The sequence below is a fragment of the Paenibacillus sp. JZ16 genome (genome assembly GCF_015326965.1).
In the GTDB taxonomy this organism is placed as follows: domain Bacteria; phylum Bacillota; class Bacilli; order Paenibacillales; family Paenibacillaceae; genus Paenibacillus_AQ.
In genome coordinates, this window is the sequence record NZ_CP017659.1 from 2660081 (window position 1) to 2681490 (window position 21410).

The 21410-nt window shown below is 48.7% G+C and carries 17 protein-coding genes; 7 read left to right on the plus strand and 10 right to left on the minus strand.

Annotated elements, in window-relative coordinates:
• Positions 1 to 27 precede the first annotated feature (27 nt).
• From BJP58_RS11955 to BJP58_RS11965, 3 genes are read left to right on the plus strand one after another with little or no spacing between them, the layout of a single operon-like run.
• Complete coding sequence (locus BJP58_RS11955; RefSeq protein WP_233355052.1) at positions 28 to 1779, plus strand: sensor histidine kinase; 1752 nt, start codon at positions 28 to 30, stop codon at positions 1777 to 1779.
• Positions 1754 to 2515: a response regulator transcription factor gene (locus BJP58_RS11960; RefSeq protein WP_194544101.1), complete on the plus strand. Its 762-nt coding sequence runs from the start codon at positions 1754 to 1756 to the stop codon at positions 2513 to 2515. The genes BJP58_RS11955 and BJP58_RS11960 overlap by 26 nt, the downstream gene beginning before the upstream one ends.
• A 31-nt stretch (positions 2516 to 2546) precedes the next feature.
• Positions 2547 to 4067 carry an ABC transporter substrate-binding protein gene (locus BJP58_RS11965; RefSeq protein WP_233355053.1) on the plus strand — a complete coding sequence of 507 codons (1521 nt, stop codon included), beginning with the start codon at positions 2547 to 2549 and terminating at the stop codon, positions 4065 to 4067.
• A 29-nt stretch (positions 4068 to 4096) separates the two neighbouring features.
• Here BJP58_RS11965 and BJP58_RS11970 read toward each other — a convergent pair whose 3' ends face one another.
• From BJP58_RS11970 to BJP58_RS11980, 3 genes are all read right to left on the minus strand, one after another.
• Entirely contained in the window at positions 4097 to 4606 is a 510-nt protein-coding gene (locus BJP58_RS11970; protein WP_194544102.1) for a DUF4188 domain-containing protein, read from the minus strand.
• Between the two features lie 6 nt (positions 4607 to 4612).
• The gene (locus BJP58_RS11975; protein WP_194544103.1) at positions 4613 to 5254 is read right to left on the minus strand and encodes a TetR/AcrR family transcriptional regulator; all 642 of its coding nucleotides are present in this window, start codon (positions 5252 to 5254) and stop codon (positions 4613 to 4615) included.
• Between the two features lie 267 nt (positions 5255 to 5521).
• A complete protein-coding gene (locus tag BJP58_RS11980; protein WP_194544104.1) occupies positions 5522 to 5953 on the minus strand; it encodes a DnaJ family domain-containing protein in 432 nt (143 codons plus the stop codon).
• 396 nt (positions 5954 to 6349) lie between these two features.
• Between BJP58_RS11980 and BJP58_RS11985 the strand changes: the two genes are divergently transcribed.
• Genes BJP58_RS11985 through BJP58_RS12000 form a run of 4 tightly spaced genes read left to right on the plus strand, consistent with a single transcriptional unit; the run spans position 6350 to position 10309 of the window.
• Positions 6350 to 7444, plus strand: coding sequence for an iron-siderophore ABC transporter substrate-binding protein (locus BJP58_RS11985; protein ID WP_194544105.1), 1095 nt, complete (start codon positions 6350 to 6352; stop codon positions 7442 to 7444).
• The gene (locus BJP58_RS11990; protein WP_194544106.1) at positions 7441 to 8481 is read left to right on the plus strand and encodes a FecCD family ABC transporter permease; all 1041 of its coding nucleotides are present in this window, start codon (positions 7441 to 7443) and stop codon (positions 8479 to 8481) included. The genes BJP58_RS11985 and BJP58_RS11990 overlap by 4 nt, the downstream gene beginning before the upstream one ends.
• Positions 8478 to 9509, plus strand: coding sequence for a FecCD family ABC transporter permease (locus BJP58_RS11995; RefSeq protein ID WP_194544107.1), 1032 nt, complete (start codon positions 8478 to 8480; stop codon positions 9507 to 9509). The genes BJP58_RS11990 and BJP58_RS11995 overlap by 4 nt, the downstream gene beginning before the upstream one ends.
• A complete protein-coding gene (locus BJP58_RS12000) occupies positions 9509 to 10309 on the plus strand; it encodes an ABC transporter ATP-binding protein (RefSeq protein WP_194544108.1) in 801 nt (266 codons plus the stop codon). Before BJP58_RS11995 ends, BJP58_RS12000 begins: the two co-directional genes overlap by 1 nt.
• A 10-nt stretch (positions 10310 to 10319) precedes the next feature.
• Here BJP58_RS12000 and BJP58_RS12005 read toward each other — a convergent pair whose 3' ends face one another.
• The 7 genes from BJP58_RS12005 to BJP58_RS12035 all read right to left on the minus strand — a co-directional run bounded on the left by BJP58_RS12005 (position 10320) and on the right by BJP58_RS12035 (position 21408).
• Positions 10320 to 10613 carry a YfzA family protein gene (locus BJP58_RS12005; RefSeq protein WP_194544109.1) on the minus strand — a complete coding sequence of 98 codons (294 nt, stop codon included), beginning with the start codon at positions 10611 to 10613 and terminating at the stop codon, positions 10320 to 10322.
• Between the two features lie 56 nt (positions 10614 to 10669).
• On the minus strand, positions 10670 to 11296 hold the full coding sequence (locus BJP58_RS12010; RefSeq protein WP_194544110.1) for an ABC-2 transporter permease: 627 nt from the start codon (positions 11294 to 11296) through the stop codon (positions 10670 to 10672).
• On the minus strand, positions 11289 to 12155 hold the full coding sequence (locus tag BJP58_RS12015; RefSeq protein ID WP_194544111.1) for an ABC transporter ATP-binding protein: 867 nt from the start codon (positions 12153 to 12155) through the stop codon (positions 11289 to 11291). Before BJP58_RS12015 ends, BJP58_RS12010 begins: the two co-directional genes overlap by 8 nt.
• Positions 12152 to 12535 (minus strand): GntR family transcriptional regulator, encoded by a 384-nt coding sequence (locus tag BJP58_RS12020; protein ID WP_071223391.1) that lies wholly within the window; start codon positions 12533 to 12535, stop codon positions 12152 to 12154. Before BJP58_RS12020 ends, BJP58_RS12015 begins: the two co-directional genes overlap by 4 nt.
• Positions 12536 to 12837: 302 nt before the next feature.
• Positions 12838 to 15072 (minus strand): dockerin type I domain-containing protein, encoded by a 2235-nt coding sequence (locus BJP58_RS12025; protein WP_194544112.1) that lies wholly within the window; start codon positions 15070 to 15072, stop codon positions 12838 to 12840.
• Between the two features lie 116 nt (positions 15073 to 15188).
• Positions 15189 to 17978 (minus strand): OmpL47-type beta-barrel domain-containing protein, encoded by a 2790-nt coding sequence (locus BJP58_RS12030; RefSeq protein ID WP_194544113.1) that lies wholly within the window; start codon positions 17976 to 17978, stop codon positions 15189 to 15191.
• 322 nt (positions 17979 to 18300) lie between these two features.
• Positions 18301 to 21408, minus strand: a complete 3108-nt coding sequence (locus tag BJP58_RS12035) for a beta-galactosidase, LacZ type (protein WP_194544114.1) — start codon at positions 21406 to 21408, stop codon at positions 18301 to 18303.
• Positions 21409 to 21410: the final 2 nt, after the last annotated feature.

The window sequence follows — 21410 nt, forward strand, 5'->3', positions numbered from 1 at the left end:
CAATCGAGGTGTCGTATGGGCTCTTTTTTGCAAATCAAAATTTATCGTCACAAGTTTATTGCCTATGTCATCTTCGTCGTGGCCATCGGACTTACGCTTGGTACGCTGACCTGTGCCATGCTGCTGAATCAATGGGTTGGCAATGCCCGCATCGAGGCGGCTAATGCCTTCTCGCGTGTAGAGAATGAGCTGCAGTATGATGCCGACCGCATCGAGGCTTACATGCAGCGAATGTATTCCAATCCCGCTCTGATGGATGATGCTCGCAGCTTTTTAAGCAGCAGCGCTGAGGGATACTTAACCCGCAGGCTGCAGAACAGCCAATTCTCGCAGCCGCTGGTTTCTTTTCCGGAGGATGTGAAGACCTATCTGTACAGCTGGGCGCAGGGCGAAATCACGCAGATAAGCACGCATACCGATAAGCATGGCAATGTCGTCCGTTTTAATGATAACGGAATTGCAAGCTTTACCTTCGGGCTTCCGAATACAGATGAAACTTTTCGCGATACCCTGATGAAGGGGTTCGTATATCGCAAGAAACTGTCGGATCCAACGTCAGGTTCCCAGGAATTCGGTGAGCTGCGCTTCTTGGTCAGCAGTGAACAGATCTTTAAATCCGTTCAAAGCTTCCGATTGGGTAATGCTGCTGCAGTCAGCCCTTCCGGTGAAATATATCTGATCGGGAACGAACAGGACCGGGATCTGGAGGAGTTATCCCGACTAGCCGCGGCGAAAGGACGCAGTCACGGCATTATTTCTAAAGGTGTTTTGAAGCATATCTTTTTTGTCTCCTTTCCATCCACCAAGTTTAATTTCAAATTCGTCAGCATCATCGATTTATCCATGCTCATCCGTCAGCATGCCGGGATGCTGATCACCATCTTTATGATCATATTGACGGCCATGGTCAGCGTGCTTCTGCTCATTGCATACAATATGCGGGATGATGCCCTCTTCCTGCGCCGCATCATTCAATCGATTGGACGTGTGAAGATGGCCAACTTCACGCCTAACCGCCCTGCCCGTTACCGTCGAAATGAATACGGCATGATCGCCCGGGAATTGGACGATATGATTCAGCAGCTGGATAAGCATATCCGCAATGAATATCTGTTAAAGATCAAACAGCAGGAAACTGAAATGAAAGCGCTTCAACATCAAATCAATCCTCATTTTTTATACAATACATTGGAGGTGATCCGCTCCACTGCTCTTGTCAATCAGGACAGGGACACCGCTGATGCCATTGCAACGCTGGGGACGCTCTATCGTGAAATCGTCAAAAAGGAAAATATCATTTCGATTGCGAGCGAACTGGAATTGCTGCAGAAGTACTTGGAGATTATGGAGTTTAAGTATCCCGAGCGTTTTTATTATCAAGTGAATGTAGAGCCGGCGCTGCTGCACATCCCTACCGTGAAATTTTGGATGCAGCCTTTGGCTGAGAATTTTTTCATCCATGGCTTTAACGCGAATCATGAGTTTAATTTGTATGTCGTTAACGGCTATGAAGCCGAAGATGGTTACGTACTGGAATTTGTGGACAATGGGCGCGGTATTTCTCCGGAGCGTTTACGTAACGTCCGAAGCACAATGTCTAATCTTGATGAACCTTCTTCCCATAGTATCGGGCTGCGCAACGTATATACGCGCCTTCACTTTTTCTACGGGAGCGGCTTTTCGATCGAGATTGCGAATAATGAGGAAGCTGGAGTCAGCATATCCGTGCGGATTTCAAAAGAGGTGATTGAACATGTACAAACTGATGATTGTGGATGACGAACCTCAGATTTTGGAGGGAATGAAGCGAATCCTGGATTGGAAGCAATACGGATTTGGCCGGATCGAAACCTGCGAATCCACGGAGGAAGCCATGTCCAAGGTGGTCGACCTGCTGCCGGATGTCGCCATATTCGATGTTTGCATTGGCAAGGAGCTTGGATATGAAGCAATCCGCAGGCTGAACGAATTTCAAATTCCTACGAAATATATCATTATGAGCGGCTATAGTGAATTTACATATGCCCAGGAAGCCATTCGGTGTGGCGTCAAAGACTATCTGCTCAAGCCCGTGGAACGCACCAAGCTGCAGCAAGTGATTGAGAAGATCATCGTCGAGGATCTGGGCGGTTCGATAGGTAACAGGAACGGCGAAAGCTTGAACCAGGATCCGGTGCTTGGTGTAAGCTACGACAGCTTATCCAAGCTGGTCAACCGCATCCTGCTGATGATCAGAACAGAGTATGCTCAGAATATCACGTTGAAATCCGTAGCGGAGCGTTTCCAGATGAACAGCACCTACCTTGGACAATTGTTTCTTAAGGAAACCAACATGAAGTTTTCCGAATACCTCATGGCTTACCGAATGCTTCTTGCACAAGAACGAATTCAATCAACAGATGAGAAGATTTCCTACATCGCCTTTTCCGTCGGCTACAACAATCTCAACTATTTCTATACGCATTTTCACAGCTTTTTCCGAAAATCTCCTTCCGAACTGCGGGGAAAAGGGTAACAGCGAACGCGGCGAAAAAAGGAGGATATCGATGATGTTAAAGCATCCAAGGCCCAAACGCATCTTCATGATCATCAGTCTCATAATGCTGCTGACATCCTATACAACCGGCTGCTTCCGGCAGCCCGGATACAACAGCGAAACCTATGATGGGGACACGGTAAATCTGATTTATTATACGATCGGAGAGCCCGACAAGGATCTGCAGCTCGTCAATGATAAAATCAATGAAATCATGGCTCGTAAAATCGGTGTGACGATCACCTATGTCAAGGTAAGCTGGCAGGAGTATGAGGATCGGCTGAACACACTCATATCCGCCGGCAGCCCGTTTGATATTGCCTTTGCACCTGAGTATGCAACTACCGCTATGCGCGGCGCCTGGCTGAAGCTGGATGACTACCTTGCCGGCCTGGGCAAGGAAATGTACGATGCCATTGACCCAACGTTTTGGCAGGGGGTACGGATGAACGATGGCAGCATTTACGGTGTGCCGACCAATAAAGAGTTGGCCGTGCTTGATCACTGGATGTACCCCGCTTCCATCGTGAATAAATATAATATCGACATTACCAAATACAATACGCTGGAATCGCTTGAGCCGCTGCTTCGGATGATTCATCGGGAAGAGCCGGCCTACATCCCCATGGAATTGGATCGGGATTCCCACAATTTCTTCACACTCCATGGATACGAATATATTATGAACCATAAATTGCCCTTGATGATCAAATCACTGGACCCGGGCGCTCAGGTGGTGAATATCTTCGAAACCAGGGAAGCGCGGCAGGTGCTGGATACGCTGCGGCGTTACTACAAGGAGGGCTTCATTAATGAGGATGCCGCGCTGCGAGAGCCCGGAGGACTTAAACGCGGGGCCAAAGTGTTCTGGAAGTCTTCAGGCGGCGGTCCGCTCTCGGAGACGACTTGGAGTAAGGATCGCGGCTACAAGATTGTAGCCCATCCCGTAACCCCAAGCACCGTCACGACGGAATCCGTTCGGGGAGGCATCATGGCCGTGAATGCCAACACCAAACATCCCGTAGAGTGTATTAAATTTTTGAATTTACTCAATACGGACCCCGAAATACGAAACTTATTCAACTATGGAATTGAAGGCGTGCACTACACGCTGGATGAACAGGGGCAAGTCGTTCCAAATACGGACAAGGACAGCCATGGCAACCCGCTCCCGGATGCGCCTGCAAGCCGCTATTCAGGTGTACAATACACGCAGGGGAATTGGTTTATCCTGAAAACCATGGGCGGCGATAACCCGGATCCCCTCGACAAGTGGGATCAATTCCGCAAGTACAACGCTGGCGTCGTCAAGTCCACCGTGCTCGGCTTTACGCCCGATCTATCCAAGATGACCGCCCAAACCGATAACATCGAGATGGTCTGGCATAAATATTATCCGAGCCTCATGACAGGCTCCGTCGATGTGGATACAATCCTCCCCAAGTTTAACGAGGAGCTGAAGCAGGCAGGCATAGACGACGTACGGCAGGAAGTGCAGAAGCAGCTGGATGCTTGGCGGGAAATGAGATGAGTGCTGGCAGCAGCCATTGTTATTCTGGACTACGGATTTGGAGGTGTGGGCACAGCGGGTTCTCCCTCGCGGCCAAGCCGCCGGCTTGCCGTTTCCCTGCGCCCCGTCGCGGGGACGTGGGCTCCGGCTTTGGCCAAACCGAACCTCGGCATGTTGTTGTACAGGCATTCATGCTGCCCTTCCTGGACAAGATAGGTTTCGTGGAAAATCCCTACGTCCCCTCCCGTTCCAACTTTGCGGTTGAAATCCCGCCATGCCTTCAGGTGATTGGCTCCGTGACGGGCATAATGCTCCAGATGTTCAAAGCTCCTCCAATATTGAATGAGTGTAAGTCCCCGCCCTGAAAAATGATAGGTACCGTCCATGAACCCGAGCTCCTCCTTGTTCCGGTACAGCTCCTGAAGCATCGGGGACATGGCACTCATGACAGGCAGCCACTTATGCACCGCCCACCATTTGTTAATCCGAAACCCGATCACGAATACAACGAAGGAACCGTCCATGTGTGCGGTATATCGACCTGGAATCACTTTACCCATGCTTGCTCACACCCCTTCCTTTACTTCAAGCAGACCCAGATGCGTTTCATAAAAGCGGCCAATATCCGTTGAATTGTACAATTGAGCCGTCAGAAACGCGCCATAAAAAATGGTGAAACAGATCTGCACGGCTTGCTCCAAGGTAAGCGCTTTGTTCAGTCTTCCGACTTGCTCTTCTTCCTTCATGAACTGCTGGAACAACGCATACATGTTAGGCGATTGGCTTCCCGCTTCCTCGTGACGGGGAAAAAGCAGCGATACTTCCGCAGGGCTAAGCTCCGGCATGCAGGGCTGCATGTTCTGCTCCGCAAGAAAGGAGATCAGGCTCGGCATCATGCCCGGTCTTACGTGATGCTCCTGAGCTACTTGGGACAACAGATGCCGAAAAGCCTGAAACCCTTTCTTCCCTTCTGCGTCGATCTCGATAATTCGCTGGGTCAGCCATACCCGCATAAAATAAATCAGCAGATCCTCTTTGCGTTGATAGAATTTAAAAAAAGTAACCTTGGATATTTCTGCGCGCTTGCAGATGTCCTCCACCATGACCTGGCTGAACATCCGGTCCCTCATCAGGGATATTCCCGCTTCATACAATGCGATTTTGTTCTTGGCTTTCTTTAACTCCCTTAATGAGATATCCGGATCCATCGTGATTGCCTCCTCCATTAAATTAACTCATGTAAATAAATTTACTTGAGTTAATTTAATTTGTCAATACCGCCAAACAGACAAACAAAACACCCCTAACATCAGCGACACTGATGCAGGGGTACGGCATACTTTCAAGGCCCGGATAAAAATAACTGAAGAAACAATATCCCAAAGAGACCCTGAAGCTGATAGCTTAGAGTCTCTTCGCCGTTTTTTTCGAGTAATCTCTTAAATTGTCACGGGGAGCACATTTGAGGTAATTAGCTACTCCCATTTATCGTAGGCTGCGTGCAAATTGACTTCGGACAGGAGGCCTTTTTGCAGCTGTGGATTCGGAACCATTCGGTTGTACTTTATAATCTTTTGATTAATGGCCTCTAACTCTGTCTCTGGAATCACAGTCGACTCCGGACGCTCCAAAAGCCGCTTGATGTCGGCAGCGATTTCTTTTCTCAGCTCGACCCATGCTGGCTGGTAATTCGCGTTCTTCATAATCCCGGTTAGAACATCCCCGTCTTCGATCTTAATCGGCTTTCCCTTCAACGGCGAATCGTCAAAGCCGCCTTCTCTGGCAAATTTGTCAATGGCCGATTCCAGAAGCCCGCTGCTGGTCGACATAGGGCGTCGTTCCTTTTCTTCGCTATGATCTTCTTCAGAAGCAAGAGCTGAATTTTTTGGATCATCATTCCGTTCCATTTTGGTCACCTCCGTCTTACATATCAGGGAAATACATTCTGTCCTTCGATGGAATGCCGAAGATCTCCCCTTAAATTATCCAAAATATAACATACCATTTCTAAAATTAACAGTTCGTTTCAGCGTATACCGCAGATCATTTTGGATGGGTCAGGGATTAAATACTACAACGTATGATTGAGAATTTTTCATTGACAAGCCACCAACGCCAATATATGATAATGATTATCATTTTCATGTACTGTTTTGTACCAATTGTTTGTTACCCAAGCACAATACATAAACCTCTTTGCCTGCTGCCAATCCCCCAAGCTCAAATAAGTTCATTTCCTTGAGGCAGTTCCAACATTCAAGAAATTCCCCAAAAAATATTTTATTAGAAGGAAGGATAAACCCATGGTTAAAAAACGGGAAATTTCATTAAGAGCATTATTTATTTCGGCAGTGATGTTGGTTTTGCTAGTCGGCTGTTCAACCCAGCAATCAAGCTCGACGTCTGAACCGGCTGCGACTGAAAAGGCTTCGACCAGCACAGAAACGCCTAAAACGGAAACACCTGCTTCCCAAGAAACCGATGCTTCATATCCGATCGTAATCAAGCACGCTTTTGGCGAAACCGTCATTAAAAGCAAGCCTGAACGTGTAGCTACGATTCAATGGGCCAATCATGATGTGGCTCTTGCTCTTGGGGTTGTTCCAGTAGGCTTTTCTGCGGCGAATTACGGCGTTCAGGACGACAGCGGATTATTGCCTTGGACGGCTGAGAAGCTCAAGGAACTTGGCGTAAGTGAGCCTAATGTTTTTCAGGATACGGACGGCCTTGACTTCGAGGCGATTTCCGATGCCGACCCGGATGTCATTCTGGCAGCCTACTCCGGAATCACGCAGGAAGATTACGATATTCTAACCAAGATCGCTCCGGTTGTAGCGTACCCGACGACTCCTTGGCTCACCACTTGGCGGGAACAAGTCATGTTAAATGCAACCGGCATGGGCATGAAAGCGGAAGGCGAACAGCTCATTAAGGATACGGAGAACCTGGTCAAGGAAAAAGCAAGCGAGCATCCTGAGATGCGTGGCAAGAAAGTGGTTTGGGTCAATTTCTCAGCTAAAGACATGTCCAAATTGCACATCTATACCCCTGCTGATCCTCGCGGTTCTTTTCTGATGGAGCTCGGGATGGAATATCCTGAAGGTGTTACGAATCAGATTACCGACACTACCAGCTACTCGCTGAATATAAGCGCGGAGAACGCTGATGTCCTTAACGATGCGGATATTTTGGTCGGGTATGGCGATGAGAGTTTATATGAATCTGTGAAAGCAGACTCCCTGCTTGGCAAGATTCCGGCTATTCAAAGAGGCTCCGTCGTATTTATTGGCAACGGCACGCCGCTGGCGGCAGCCGGAAATCCGAACCCTCTTGCCATCTCATATACCATCGATGAGTACCTGGATTTACTTGGAGGAGCTATTAGCAAAATTAAATGAATAGTTCATCCATTTCAGAAAACAAAACCCTAAACTCCCGCATTCCGAGGAATTTCAGCACGGTTCTGGTGATATGTTTGGTTTTGCTCGGTATTAGCGTGCTCGCATCTTTCACCTTAGGCTCCCGGCCCATCCGATTTCATGAATTGATGGACGGATTATTTCACCCGGACATCGATTCCTACGGAGCAAACGTGGTTCGAAAAAGGATTCCTCGAACGATTTTCAGTTTGTTTTGCGGTGCAGCACTTGGCGTTTCCGGGGCGCTTATGCAAGCCGTCACCCGCAACCCGATTGCAGACCCGAGCATTCTGGGCGTCAACACCGGCGCAGCATTGTTTGTGGTTTGCGGAATTGCGTTCTTGAATATTAGCACCGCTAATCAATATATCTGGCTAGCCTTAGCCGGAGCGACCATTACCGCAGTGTTTGTATTCGGAATCGGTTCCATGGGGCGTGGCGGTGCTACGCCCCTTAAGCTTGTTTTGGCTGGAGCCGCCACAAGTGCTGCCCTCTCTTCGTTGGTTAGCGCCATCATGATTCCACGCTCCTACGTCATGGATCAATTCAGATTCTGGCAAGTGGGCAGCGTGGGTTCAGCGAACTGGAGCGATATGGCTACGTTCGCACCGTTTCTGGTGGTCGGCATGCTGTTAGGCATTATTTCGGCCTCGGCATTGAATGCGTTGGCGCTTGGAGACGAGGTCGCGACCGGACTGGGCGTTCGTACAGGAGTACTACGGCTTGTCGCGGCTTTTGCCGGGGTTCTTTTATGCGGAGCAACTACGGCGCTGGCAGGGCCCATCGGTTTTATCGGACTTTTGTCAACGCATGTCATCCGTCTTCTTCTTGGCTCCGACTTGCGTTATATTATACCGATGTCTGCCATTTCGGGAGCTGTCATATTAACGATATCCGATGTCATCGGCAGGCTGGTCGGCAGCCCCGGAGAACTTGAAGTCGGCGTCGTCACAGCCTTTATCGGGGCACCGATCCTGATCATATTAGCTATGAAAGCGAAAGTGCGTTCATTATGAAAAATAAAACTGTTGCGTTTATTATGGCAGGCAGGCGTCAAAGACGCCGTCGATGGATCCTTGTTACCACCTTCCTTGCGTTGCTTGCCTGCGCGCTCTGCTGCGCCATGCTTTTACTTGGCAGTACCATTTATCCCATTCAGGATGTCGTCCGGGCGCTTTCGGGTGAGAACATCAAAGGGGTATCTTTTGCTTTGAATACGATACGCTTGCCGAGAATGCTGGCCGGTCTTTTTGCGGGATTTGCTTTTGGCCTGGCCGGCAACACCTTCCAGACCATGCTGCGCAATCCTCTTGCGAACCCGAATGTCATCGGAATTACGTCCGGTTCGAGCGCAGCGGCTGTTTTTTGCATTATCATTCTTCATACAAGCAATGCTGTTGTTTCCATCGCTTCGGTGGTCGCAGGTCTGGCTACAGTAACCATCATTTATCTGTTGTCTCGGGCAAAGCCATTTTCCGTCGGGCGATTAATTTTGGTCGGTATCGGCATGCAGGCCATGCTGAACGCAGTTATCTCCTATCTTCTCTTGGTCGGCGCGGAGCAAGACATTCCGACAGCATTCAGATGGCTAAGCGGCAGCCTTAATGGCTCCCAAATGCATGAGCTTCCGGCTCTGGTGATATCGGTTCTGATTGGTACGCCTATCATTGTCATGCTGGGAAAACATCTAAGTGTACTGGAACTGGGAGAACAATCCGCCGCTTCTCTCGGCGTGAATACGGACCTGACCCGAATGGTGCTTATCTTAAGCTCCGTCTGCATGATCGCGATCGCTACCGCTACGACAGGCCCCATCGCTTTTGTCGCTTTTCTCTCAGGACCGATCGCCAAGCGATTGGTTGGCGTCGGGTTTTCGAACGCCATCCCGGCGGGGCTTGTTGGCGTAAATCTGGTTATGGCTGCCGACCTGGTCGGACAGTTTGCTTTTGAGGTCCGATTTCCTGTGGGCATCATAACCGGAATCCTCGGAGCGCCTTATTTGATTTTCTTGCTGATCCGAATGAATCGAAAGGGAAATTTATAATGAAACCTACGCATATTTTTAAAGCTGAGCATACGGTAGCGGGATACGATAATAAAACCATCATTCACGACATTAGTCTTGTCATTCCGAGTCATAAGATCAGCGTTATTATTGGAGCCAACGGATGTGGAAAATCTACGCTTCTGAAGACAATGGCAAGGCTGATCAAGCCTACATCTGGTCAAGTTACGCTGGACGGAAAGCCTATCGGCCATATACCGCCGAAAGAGCTGGCTCGTGTATTGGGTCTGCTGCCGCAGTCTCCCATTGTTCCTGAGGGGATCTCCGTCGCGGACTTGGTGGGACGCGGAAGGTTTCCGCACCAGTCATGGTTTAGCGGATGGAGCAAAAAGGATGAGGAAGCCGTTTCCGAAGCGATGGAAATTATGAATATCACGGAGCTGGCCAATCATAACATAGACGAACTGTCAGGCGGTCAAAGACAGCGCGTCTGGATCGCTATGGCACTGGCACAGCAAACCGACATTTTATTGCTCGATGAACCTACAACCTTTCTGGATATTACTTATCAGATCGAAATTCTTGACTTGCTCACAGACTTAAACCGAAAATATGGAACGACGATTGTCATGGTTCTCCACGATATCAACCTGTCCGCTCGTTATGCGGATCATATCTTTGCGCTTCATAACGGATTGCTTGTGGCTGAGGGGGCGCCCTCGCAAGTCATTACGAGCACCATGATCAAAGACATATTCGGGCTTGATTGCTCGGTAATCGAGGACCCCGTGTCCGGCTCACCCCATGTGATACCCAAAGGACGATATCATGTTCTATGATGTTGTGGATTCATTTTCTAGAAACAAGGTCTTTTACTGCACCTATTAAAGCTGCCGGGAGTAATGTAACGGCAATAATGGCAGTGAACAAGTTATGTTCTTGGGTTTTATAAGGTATGAACCATTCCGTAAATAACTTTGATTCAGAATAATCGGCAAATAATGACCCTTCTTTCACTTTGAATGGGGTCCACGAGGCATTATCAAACGCGATAAACAGTATTTGTAATACAATAAGTCCCCCTAAGAAATACATCCAGCTTTTTATCCGGGAAGAAGCAGCTTTATGTTGTGTATCTTTCAATGGATGCGCTCTCCTTTTTTATCATTTATTACTTCATCATGCACCCGCGGGGACTCTTATAAGTCTTTCCTCTTAAATAGGCTTATCGTTAAGAAATAGGAAGCAATGAATACAACGACGATACCGATTAGAATCAGAAGTAATGTTTGATCGTTAATGAGGCCTTTCTCGCTCACCATATTCATCAGCACCGCTGCAGGTTGTGCCAGGACAATTAAGGAGATCATGAATACGGCATTGATAATTCCGGCTCCTTTTTTGCTAAGTGCGTAAAAAAGAGGCATATAGATAGAGATGAGAACAAGCAGCATTCCTACGGAAACCAATAAGGACATCACTGTATAGTCTGGCTTGTCAAGCTGGGGGAATGAAAGATCAATGATCCGGTGAATCCCGTAAGAAGCAATGACTCCAAACAGTGTATACACGATGGCTGTTATGTATTTGGCCAGCACAATATGCTTGCGGCTAATCGGCAGCGTGACCAGAAATTTATGGTTATGGTTTTTGATATCGATCATCGTAGCTAGAATAATGGAGCCGAAAGCCGTATAGATTCCTACAAAATAGATAGACATTTCACTTTTTGGTATAAAAGCGATGCTGAATACAGCGAGATAGAGAAGAATCGTCCACAGTGAGCTTTTTAAAGCGATGAAATCTTTACGAAGCAAATTAAGCATGAACTCTTCCTCCCTTGGCAGTGAAATACATGATGTCTTCTAAGGTTGGTTTTTCTAAAATAGCATTATGGCTAAACAGCTGCGCGGCCTTGCGTCGATTATCTACCAAGCCCTCAAAACCAAGCGTCGTCTCACGAATCCCGATAAATTCCTTTCGAATATCGGAATCAATCAGTTGCATATCGCCCTTCACGATCGCGTATCTCTCAAGCACATCATCTTTCGCTTCATTGAATACAAGTTTTCCGTCATTGACGAAAGTAATGTAGTCGGCAATACGGTCCAAATCCGTCGTAATATGCGTCGAGAAGATAATCGTGTTTTTTTCGTCCTGCATCATATCTGCAAGCAGATTGAGCATTTCCCTCCTGAACACAGGATCAAGTCCCGAAGTCGGCTCATCCATGACCAGGAGCTCAGCCTCATGGGATAAGGCAACGGCAAGGGCGAGTTTAATCTTCATTCCCTTAGATAAATCTTCAACCTTCTTCTTAGGGGACAATTCGAATTGTTCGAGGTAGCGGTTAAATTTCTTTTCATTCCAATGGCTGTAAAAAGGTGCGATCATTCTCTTCGTATCATGAATCGTAAGATGCTCATAATAGAAGCAATCATCCGAGACGATGCCGATGCGCTGTTTAATGTCGACTTCATGTTGAGGCATATCCAGACCGAGTATTTTTACACTGCCGGAATCGGGACGTACCATGCCGAGCATCATCTTGATTAAGGTGCTTTTACCAACACCATTCGGACCAATGAGTCCGGTAATGTAGCCTTGTTTCACATCCAGAGATACATGATCGACTTTGAAAAGAGGGTATGTTTTCGTTAAATTTCGTAATTCGATTGCATTCATGGTGTTTGTTCCTCCTCGAACAGTAAAGTCAGATGATCGATTACATCTTGTTGACTCATGTTTAATTCCTTGCTTTCTCGAATGATATGGATCATTTTCTCTTCTAATCGCTTCATGCGCTGCTCCCTGATAAAATCTTTATTTGCCCCTGATACGAAGCAACCCTTGCCTACGACCGAGTCGATTAGCTTTTCGTTCTCCAATTCTTCATAGGCACGCTTAGTCGTAATAACACTAACCTGCAAATCCTTAGCAAGCTGCCTTATAGAAGGGAGACTGTCGCCTGCGCGCAATTCTCCACTCAGGATACTCTGTCTAATCTGGTTCATAATCTGTATGTAAATCGGATCGTTCGATGCGTTGGATAATATGATTTTTATGCCGTTCACCTCACTGCTGTTAATTAAGTGCATACCGTATATATATAATATATACACTATACCCTCTTGTGTCAATTCATCCATCTGGGCAGTGATTCTCGTCCTCTACGATTGTTAACATAATAAAGCCGCGGGTTACGCTACTTCGTATGGGGATATATGCTTTTCTCCGACAGGGCCATTATGGGGGATATGACTAAAGCAGCCGCCCCTTGTGCCAGGAGCGGCTGCTTTAAGTTTAAACTGTATTAACACTAGGGATGATATTGGGGATCGTAGTATTACGAAAAAATTTTGATCGGTTACTTTTGTTTTCGGTCCTCATTCATTTTTGCTGTAACTCTTCTAACATCTTCTGCATTTATTTTTCCATCCTGGTTCACGTCCAGCTTCTGCAAATCGCCTACCGGTTCTTTGCCTATATGCCTTGCCACCAGCCTGATATCATGATGATCTACGGTTCCGTTTCCATCCACGTCTTCGGGGATCGTTACTTTCGTTCCAATATGGATTCGGGACAAGTAGGTGCGGTCCGTGCCGTCCGAATAATACAGATATCCGTCATCGCCTATCGTAAAGCTATAAGCACTTGTTACCTCTCGATACTCCAGGGTAACCGGATCAATCGCAATGAGCTTGGAGCCGAAGAGCGCGTACAGTATACCGTCGGCATCCCATTTCAGCGGAACGGAAGACCATGCACCGTAATTGAACGATCCCGTGTGAACCTGCTTGCTCTTCACAATTTCCTTATGATCCGGGTCCATCGCGAAAATGGTACCGTTAACGGCTCCCCAAATCAGCCCATCATGGGGTCCTACTGTCAGTCGGCCGATAAATTCAGGTTTATCTATGCCTTCGATCTGTGGTGACCATTCCGCTAATTTCTCTCCAGTCAAGGCATTCATGGTAAACATTTTGGCTTCCTCTGCCGTCGGGTTGCTTCCGAGGCCGTTGTTAATATTCGTTGAACCGAAGATTATACCGTCATTATAAGCAATACCTACCACACTTTGATCTTGAACAACGTTTCGTATGACCTTCACGCCTGTCTTGTTCTCGGCATATGCGCTTGGATCAATGATCGTTACGGCTCCTCCATTAACCCCATATGCGGATACACTCCCGAAATAGATACGTCCGCCGCCGGATGTCGCTTCGATTAAACGATCCTGATGGGCCTCAGGGTCCACCTGCAGGAATTGGGAGGGATTGCCGTTACCCGGCGCTCTAGTTTGGTCATATTTATGAACATAGGCTTTGGGATACACTCCCATATACATGGCATTGTCATGATACACCATGCTGTCGGCCTGACCCAGGGAAATCGAAGTCACCTGGTTCTGGTCCGGATCATAGACAGCCCCTGTACCTGCACCCAATGTGCTCATAAACAACTGGTTATCCGAGCCTTTTTCAATGACGTGAATATTCAGCGGCGTCCCTTCAACGACCGGACGCGTAGCCGTCATCTTGTTCTGCGTAACATTGAAATAAACGATTCCCCCGCCAAATTGCATGGTAACCAGATTCATGCCGATCAGATCCGGATTCTCATGCTGATCGATTTCGACCCAATCGGCACCTCTAAGCCCGCTGCCATAGGCCATGCCGGTGGAGCCGATCTCACCCGTTGCCACGTTGTAATATTTTAACGTGTTGTCCGCAATGAAGTAGACTTTGCTTTCATAAGAGTCCGTAACATGCAAACCGGTCACATTGGATAACTCAACGTTCAGCCAGCTGGAAGACTCGAGATCATAGACATACATATTTTTGGATTCGGAATATCGGGCGAATATATAGCGGTTGTCAACCAGATTCATATCGTACACAAAGCCGGTTTCCTGTTGATCCATCAACGGCTGCGCTATATTCGTTTTGCTTCCGGTCGCTAAATCCAGTTTGATGATTTGACCGTGCGCCGTACCGGCATAAATATGTCCTCCTTCTTCATCCAGTGCGATTGATCTTACGTATTCTTGCGGCTGGTTTCCTAGCATTCTCCCGTAATCTTCCGTAACGGTCCCCAGACCGAGATCGTATTTAAATACCTTACCGCCGGGATAAGTACCGATATAGGCATTACCTTTGCTATCGGTAACAAGTGACCACGGACCTTCGTCAACGAAGTCGTGTACAAGGTTTATCTCTTTGGTCTCGGTTGAATACAGCCAGAGCGTTCTGTGTGATGTCACATACACATGCTTTCCGTCCGGTGTGACTTCATGGTGCCAGGCATCTCCGCCCCCGCCCTGCAAGATCGATGTATGGATTACCTTATTCGTGGCCATGTCTACGACATTGAACTGGGCAGGAGAGCCTTTTACCGTTGTAAACATAACCTTTCTGCCATCCTGTTCCCCGACGGCCCCGTCATAGATGCTGATTCCCCGAATGGGTTGGGCCAATCGTTCCGGCTGTCCATACACTTTATCCTCCAACCGTATGGGATTCGAGAGACCTGCGGGGTTCGTGAGACCGGCGTCCTGCCATGCTTGTGCATTCATGGGTTTTGCCGGGAGGTTGGTTGTCATACAAGCACAGGAAAGCATAACCATTAAGCCCATCTTCACTTTTATACGCTTCAAATTTCCGCACCTACCTTTTCAATAGAAGGTATTTCAACCGTATAACCCTAACTTGATCGATGTTACTGAAGTGCCGATGCATCCCGAATCAAATAGGCTGCTGCTTCAGATGAAATATGCTTCCCCGTTTGGGCGTGGACTTGATTGATAAATGCTGTGATATTCCCTTTTGTGGCCTTCGCAGCAAGGCTGTTCGCAATACCAGGATTATCGATCCATCCCTGTTCAGCGAATCGATACACAAGCTTTTCCAGACTCTCGAAACTAGTGACGATGTGGAAATTCATCTCTTGAACGGATTCATTGCCTGCCAAATCGGCTGCCCGTATCGTAAGCGTGTGCTCGCCCAGAGGGAGTCTGAATAACGGGAGGGCTGATGGATGGTCTACCCGCTCTCCGTCCAGCGTGATGACGGTTCCGTCCGTATCCATACCCGACCATTCGTCCTGAAGTTCGAAATCCAGCTTCAAATCATCTGCAGTGCTGATTTCTTCGGGTATGTCCGATTTCCAGCGGATTACGGGTCCCTCGCGGTCCACATGCAACTGGAGCTTACGCGGTGCCTCCTCGTTGCCAGCTTTGTCAATGGATCGATAAGTAAGCACGTGACGTCCATCCTCCTGCACATGCAATGGCGAACCATCGTAGCTGGTCCAGCTTGCTCCTTCATCCCAGGAGTATAAAGTGGATTCAATCCCGGCTCCTTCATCATAGGCCGACAGCGTAACCGTTACAGGGCTAACGAACCATCCATCCTTTCCATCAGGCTTCTCCGGATTGGTCGCAGGTTCTGTCGTTGGGGCCTGGGTATCCTCTTCTTCCGCATCGGATACGGGAATCATGTACATCCGTGTTTCTTGCGCATAATAGATGTTTCCGTCATCCCCCAAGGTAAAGAGTGCCGATTTGATTCCCAGTTCTTTATGCTCCATCGTGTCGGGATTCAAGATTGTCAACTGACCGTAGAGGTCGGTATAGAGCAGGCCATCGTTCCCCCATCTGAGGTGGATCGGCCTCCACATCCCGTAGTCCGTGACACCCGGATAAATGACCTTGCTTTTAACGACCTCCTGCGTGGCAGGGTCCACCGCAAACAGAATGCCGTCTGCTGCTGCCCAGAGGAGTCCGTCTTGATCGAAGGTCAGCCCGCTGATCATGATCGGGGATTTAACGGCGCCCGGAATATCAGGCGTGAATTCGCTAAGCTTTTCGCCGCTAACGGCATCCCACACAAACATTTTTGCTTCCGACTCGGTTGGATCGATGCCCAGACCGCCTCTTATGCTGGTCGAGCCGTAAATCTTGCCGTCCCGATAAGCCAATCCCACGATGCTCTGGTTCCGAACGACATGGCGATGAACATCAAACGTTTCGGAGGCCGGGTCGTACGCAACGAGCGCTCCGCCCAATTCTCCGTAATACGGTATGGTCCCAAAGTAGATTTTGCCTCCGCCCGTAGTCTGGACATAAGGACGATCTTGGTCTTCCTCCATGTAGAATAAGGATTCCGGATTGAGGTCCGGATTGTTCGGATCCGTTTGAACGGGAAGCGTTGTATCCAGCTTGCGAATCTCCGCTTTGGGATAAATGCCAAAGTATACGTCATTCCCAAGCGAGCCGATGCTTTCGGCTTGACCCATCGGATACGTCGAATGGGTGCGCGTAACGGGATCGAACACGCCTCCCAATGCGGAGGTCATGCCGCTTGTATAGATTTTGCCGCCCGGTCCTTTCTCCAGAGCCTGAATAAGCGTAGGTTGCCCTTCGGCGACCGCAGGCAGCGTCTTATGAATGCCGGACTCGAAGTTGAACAGTGCCGCCTTCCCTCCGAATTGGATCGTCACTAAGGTCTCGCCGGGAAGCTCCGGATCATCCGGAAAACGGACCCAGCCGGTAGAGCGGAAACCAGTTCCATAAGCAATCCCCGTATCCGTGACCTGCCGCGTCGTCATATCAAAAGCTTGAACTTTCCGATTTTGGACGAAATACACTTTTCCTTCGCGTTCGGGCGACACATCAAGGCCGCCGTATCCGCTGTATACCTCATCCAGCCAGACGCCCCTCGCCATATCGTATATAATCAATGCGGTTGTTCCATTGCCGTTTAAGTAAGCGAAAAGGTAATCCCCCCTGGCATCCAGGCCATACACAAACGGGAGACTGCTTACGCCCGGTACGTCCCGAATCGGCAGTTCTGTCTTGTCCCCGGTAACCGGGTCGAACTTGACGATATGGCCTACCGTGCCGATACCTGCATAAACGATACCATCCGCATAGGCAATAGAACGAACATACCCTTGGCCTTCTACCATGGTTCCGTAATTCGTGAACGAATTCGTTTTGGGATCGAATTTAAACACCTTGGCGTTGGGATACGTCCCGCCGTATACATTCCCTTGCTCATCCGTGACTAATCCCCAGATAGAGGTTTCGCCTGGAATCGCGGGTCCCAAATCATCAAGTTCTTTGGTCTGGGGCGAATATCGGTAAACTTTGGATTGACCTGCTATATATAGCGTTCCGTCTGGAGCAATGGTCTTAGCCCAGGAGCTGTCGGCATCCGGAAGCGGGATCGTCCGGAGCAATTTGTTGTCCACGAGGTCAATAACGTTTAACATGGCCGGCTTTCCATTCACCGTGGTATACATGACGTCACGACCATCCTCTTGACCATAAGCGCTTTCAAAAATGGCAATCTGCTGAATAGGAGCTCCCACGGAAACAGGGTCCCCGAATTGTTTGTTGATTGACGATTGAGCTTCTACAGGCACTGGTTGCAGCGAAGACAATCCTAATAGGGTTATCGTAAGTATGATCAACTGGGTTTTGAACGGCACGATATTTAATTTCATCAAATTTCCCCTTTCGAATATGGTTTAGCCTAGCGTTTGGAACAAACGATTGCCCCTCCCCTCAATTAACCTACAGGACGAAACAAGTATGGACTCCATTTCGTACTTGCTCATCATTGTAAAAATACTCAAGGGTTCCGTAAATGTCTCATTTTCAGAGATTTTGATTTTCTCCAAGTAGATTTGATGAATCCTTAAACATCCCTCAAGCACGGAGGATTCAGAGTGGTGGAAAATACAAATGAAGTGGAGAAATCAAAAAAACCGAAATCCTTAAATAAGGATTTCGGCAATATTGTGGCAACGGTTATCGAAACTCGCATTAAGCTCTGCGAATCGTAAATTCAAAGGACATGTCCATCGAAGGATCGATTTGATACTCCTCATGAACCGGAGCCCCCCAGCTGTCGTCACCCCCAACCCCCATTTGCCGCCCGGCAATGGTAACAACGGTATGGTGAACGTTCGGCAGCTCATAATGATGCGTCGCGTTCTCCAGCTCAAATGCGGTATACGGCGATATATTGGCTTCTACCGGTGCTGCCGATGATGCCTCCATCGTGATGCCATGACCTTGATCGCTGGTTATGGATACCTCCCGCACGCCTGTACGATTGCCCGATTCCTGCGGTACCAAGTATGCTGAAACATTATCCGCCGCACGATTCCGGAAGCGACACAATTTAGCTCCAAATGCACGGTCGATATAATTCTCTTCCGGCCCGTTCGCATACCAATCCAGGTTGTCGTAGTCCGCCGGCACCTTGAAGGTAAGAGCAAAGATCGGCAGCCTCGGCAATCCCGGTGCACCTTGGTACCCCGATTTTAATTGAATACTGCCATCGGCGAACACCGTATAAGATACGCGCACCCTTACTTCCTCGGACACGCTCAGTTTATACATATAGGTCACGGTCGCGTGATCCGAGTCCTCCGTAAGCTCGCAGCTTAGCGTTCTTCGGGTCAGGCTTGCAGCATACCAAAGCGCGGAATCAAAATGCAGTCCAGCCCCTTTATCGTTATCCGTCATCGCTCTCCAGAAGAGTGGTACCGGTGGCGAAGAGATCATCTCCCGTCCCGCATACTTGACGGATATGAGGGTCCCTGCCTGCTTCGAGAACATGACGGAGAAATCACGCCCATGAACGCCGATGTTTACATCCCCTTCAACTACACGAAAATCATTAGCAGCCGTATCATGCGAAACATCTGAACCTGGTTGCAGGCGTTCCCTCACTTGAGTAGTGCTAGACTTATCAACAGCCAACGGGTTCTCCTCTCGGAAAACAAACTGTCCAAAAGCCATTTCATAACCGGCTTTCGCCCACAACGAATCCTTCTTGAGCACGAGTGAAACGTCTAACGCATACTCACCAATCGGAAGCCCTTCCTCAGGCAGTTCCAGCTTTACATATCGCTCTTCACCGGGACCAACCTGGGGGCATACCGCTCCGCTGTAGATATTCCTGCCTTCATAATTCAGGCAATATATAACATCATAAGCATCCAACGAAGCGAACAAGTTCTCATTTCTGATCGTGACGCCATAACGATCCGGGGTCAGCTTGACGTTCTGATACAGGAACTTCACTTCCTGCATTTTGGGGGACCATGTCCGATTCGCATAAACGATGCCGTTGCCGGAGAAGTTGTAATCGGTTGAACGATCATCAAAGTCCCCTCCATAAGCCATAAAAGGCTTGCCGTAACGATCATGTTTCACGATGACCTGATCCATGAAGTCCCAGATGAAGCCGCCTTGATACATCGGATATTTCTGCTCGAGCTCCGTGTATTTATGCAATCCGCCGACGGAATTGCCCATGGCATGCATGTACTCGCAGCTAATATAGGGCTTGGAAGGATCGTTTTGCAGATACTGCTCAATATCCGCCGGTTTTGCATACATGCGGCTCTCCATATCGCTCGCATCGTCATATTCCCGGTTATGGAACACTCCTTCGTAATGGACCAGCCGGCTAGGGTCCCTCTCCCGGAACAAGTTCGCAACGTTCCGAATGACTTCTCCGGCGTAAGACTCATTGCCGCAAGACCAGATCAAAATCGATGGGTGATTCTTGTCCCTCTCGATCATGGAAATGGCACGGTCCAACACGATATCCTGCCATTCCGGCCTGCTGCCCGGTATGTTCCAGGACGGCTCAACGGCTCCCATTTTCTGCCATGAACCATGCGTCTCCAGATTCATCTCGTCGATGACGTACACGCCGTACTCATCACACAGCTCGTACCACATCGTCTGATTCGGATAATGCGACGTCCGTACGGCGTTGATATTCGCCTGCTTTAATGTCTTGATATCCCACAGCATATCCTCTTTCGTAATGCTGCGTCCGCGGCGGGAATTGAATTCGTGCCGGTTGACGCCTTTGAACACAATTCGCTTACCGTTTAAATGCATCACCTTATCAATCATCTCGAATTTGCGAAAACCTATCTTTTGCGGCACGACCTCCACAAGGTTTCCGGATGCGTCATAGACGGATACGTACAATGTATATAAATTAGGCTCTTCTGCGCTCCACCGCTTGACCTTACCTGCAGCTAACGCAATCGACGCCGTTTCCCCGGAAGCATGGGTCTCCCCCCGGACCACTGGATTTCCTGCTGCATCCTTGAGCTCTAGGGCTACTTTCGAAGCCGGCTTTCCCCTCAGCTGCATGGTAACCCTCAGCGTTCCACGTTCATACGTTTCATCCAAATCGGTTTGAACATGCAGATCCTGCACATGAACGTCAGGTACCGTGTACAGATACACATCGCGAAAAATACCGGAAAAGCGCCAAAAATCCTGATCCTCCAGCCAGCTTCCGGTGCTGCGTTGATAGACCTCGACAGCCAGCTTATTCTCGCCTTCCGTCAAGTACGGCGTGAGGTCAAAATCGCTCGGCGTAAAGCTGTCTTCGCTGTAACCGACAAACTCCCCGTTCAGCCATACATAGAAAGCCGATTCAACACCCTGAAAAGAGATATACAGCGGACGCTGCTGCCAGCCGGCAGGAACGTTGAAAAACTTCACATAGCTGCCCACGGGATTGTGGTCCTCAGAGATCATCGGGGGTCTAAGAAACTCCTGACCGTCCCATGGATACATCGTGTTCACGTACTGCGGCCGCCCATAACCCTGAAGCTGGATATGTCCGGGAACCTCAATATCATCCCATCCTCTGCAGGATTCTTCCGTTTTATAAAAATCCGCTTGGCGTTCCTTGGCATTACGGGCGTAACTAAACTTCCAGCTCCCATTCAGACTGCGGCGCCAAGGCATCTCTCCAAGCTGTTCGGCTTCCAGCATCGATTCGTAATACTGATGATCGGAGTGCGCGGGCATCCTGCCTACCGCAAATACACCGGGGTCGGACAACCATGCAAGACTTGGCGCGACTCCTCGTTCAACCTGCTGTTTCATCT

What these genes read in the sequence shown, in the direction of transcription:
- BJP58_RS12000 (WP_194544108.1), top strand. Translation starts at nt 9,509, where the DNA reads ATGAAACCTACGCATATTTTTAAAGCTGAGCATACGGTAGCGGGATAC.
- BJP58_RS11985 (WP_194544105.1), top strand. Translation starts at nt 6,350, where the DNA reads ATGGTTAAAAAACGGGAAATTTCATTAAGAGCATTATTTATTTCGGCA.
- BJP58_RS11990 (WP_194544106.1), top strand. Translation starts at nt 7,441, where the DNA reads ATGAATAGTTCATCCATTTCAGAAAACAAAACCCTAAACTCCCGCATT.
- BJP58_RS12035 (WP_194544114.1), bottom strand. Translation starts at nt 21,408, where the DNA reads ATGAAACAGCAGGTTGAACGAGGAGTCGCGCCAAGTCTTGCATGGTTG.
- BJP58_RS12025 (WP_194544112.1), bottom strand. Translation starts at nt 15,072, where the DNA reads ATGACAACCAACCTCCCGGCAAAACCCATGAATGCACAAGCATGGCAG.
- BJP58_RS11965 (WP_233355053.1), top strand. Translation starts at nt 2,547, where the DNA reads ATGATGTTAAAGCATCCAAGGCCCAAACGCATCTTCATGATCATCAGT.
- BJP58_RS12015 (WP_194544111.1), bottom strand. Translation starts at nt 12,155, where the DNA reads ATGAATGCAATCGAATTACGAAATTTAACGAAAACATACCCTCTTTTC.
- BJP58_RS11980 (WP_194544104.1), bottom strand. Translation starts at nt 5,953, where the DNA reads ATGGAACGGAATGATGATCCAAAAAATTCAGCTCTTGCTTCTGAAGAA.
- BJP58_RS12010 (WP_194544110.1), bottom strand. Translation starts at nt 11,296, where the DNA reads ATGCTTAATTTGCTTCGTAAAGATTTCATCGCTTTAAAAAGCTCACTG.
- BJP58_RS11975 (WP_194544103.1), bottom strand. Translation starts at nt 5,254, where the DNA reads ATGGATCCGGATATCTCATTAAGGGAGTTAAAGAAAGCCAAGAACAAA.
- BJP58_RS11960 (WP_194544101.1), top strand. Translation starts at nt 1,754, where the DNA reads ATGTACAAACTGATGATTGTGGATGACGAACCTCAGATTTTGGAGGGA.
- BJP58_RS11970 (WP_194544102.1), bottom strand. Translation starts at nt 4,606, where the DNA reads ATGGGTAAAGTGATTCCAGGTCGATATACCGCACACATGGACGGTTCC.
- BJP58_RS12030 (WP_194544113.1), bottom strand. Translation starts at nt 17,978, where the DNA reads ATGAAATTAAATATCGTGCCGTTCAAAACCCAGTTGATCATACTTACG.
- BJP58_RS11995 (WP_194544107.1), top strand. Translation starts at nt 8,478, where the DNA reads ATGAAAAATAAAACTGTTGCGTTTATTATGGCAGGCAGGCGTCAAAGA.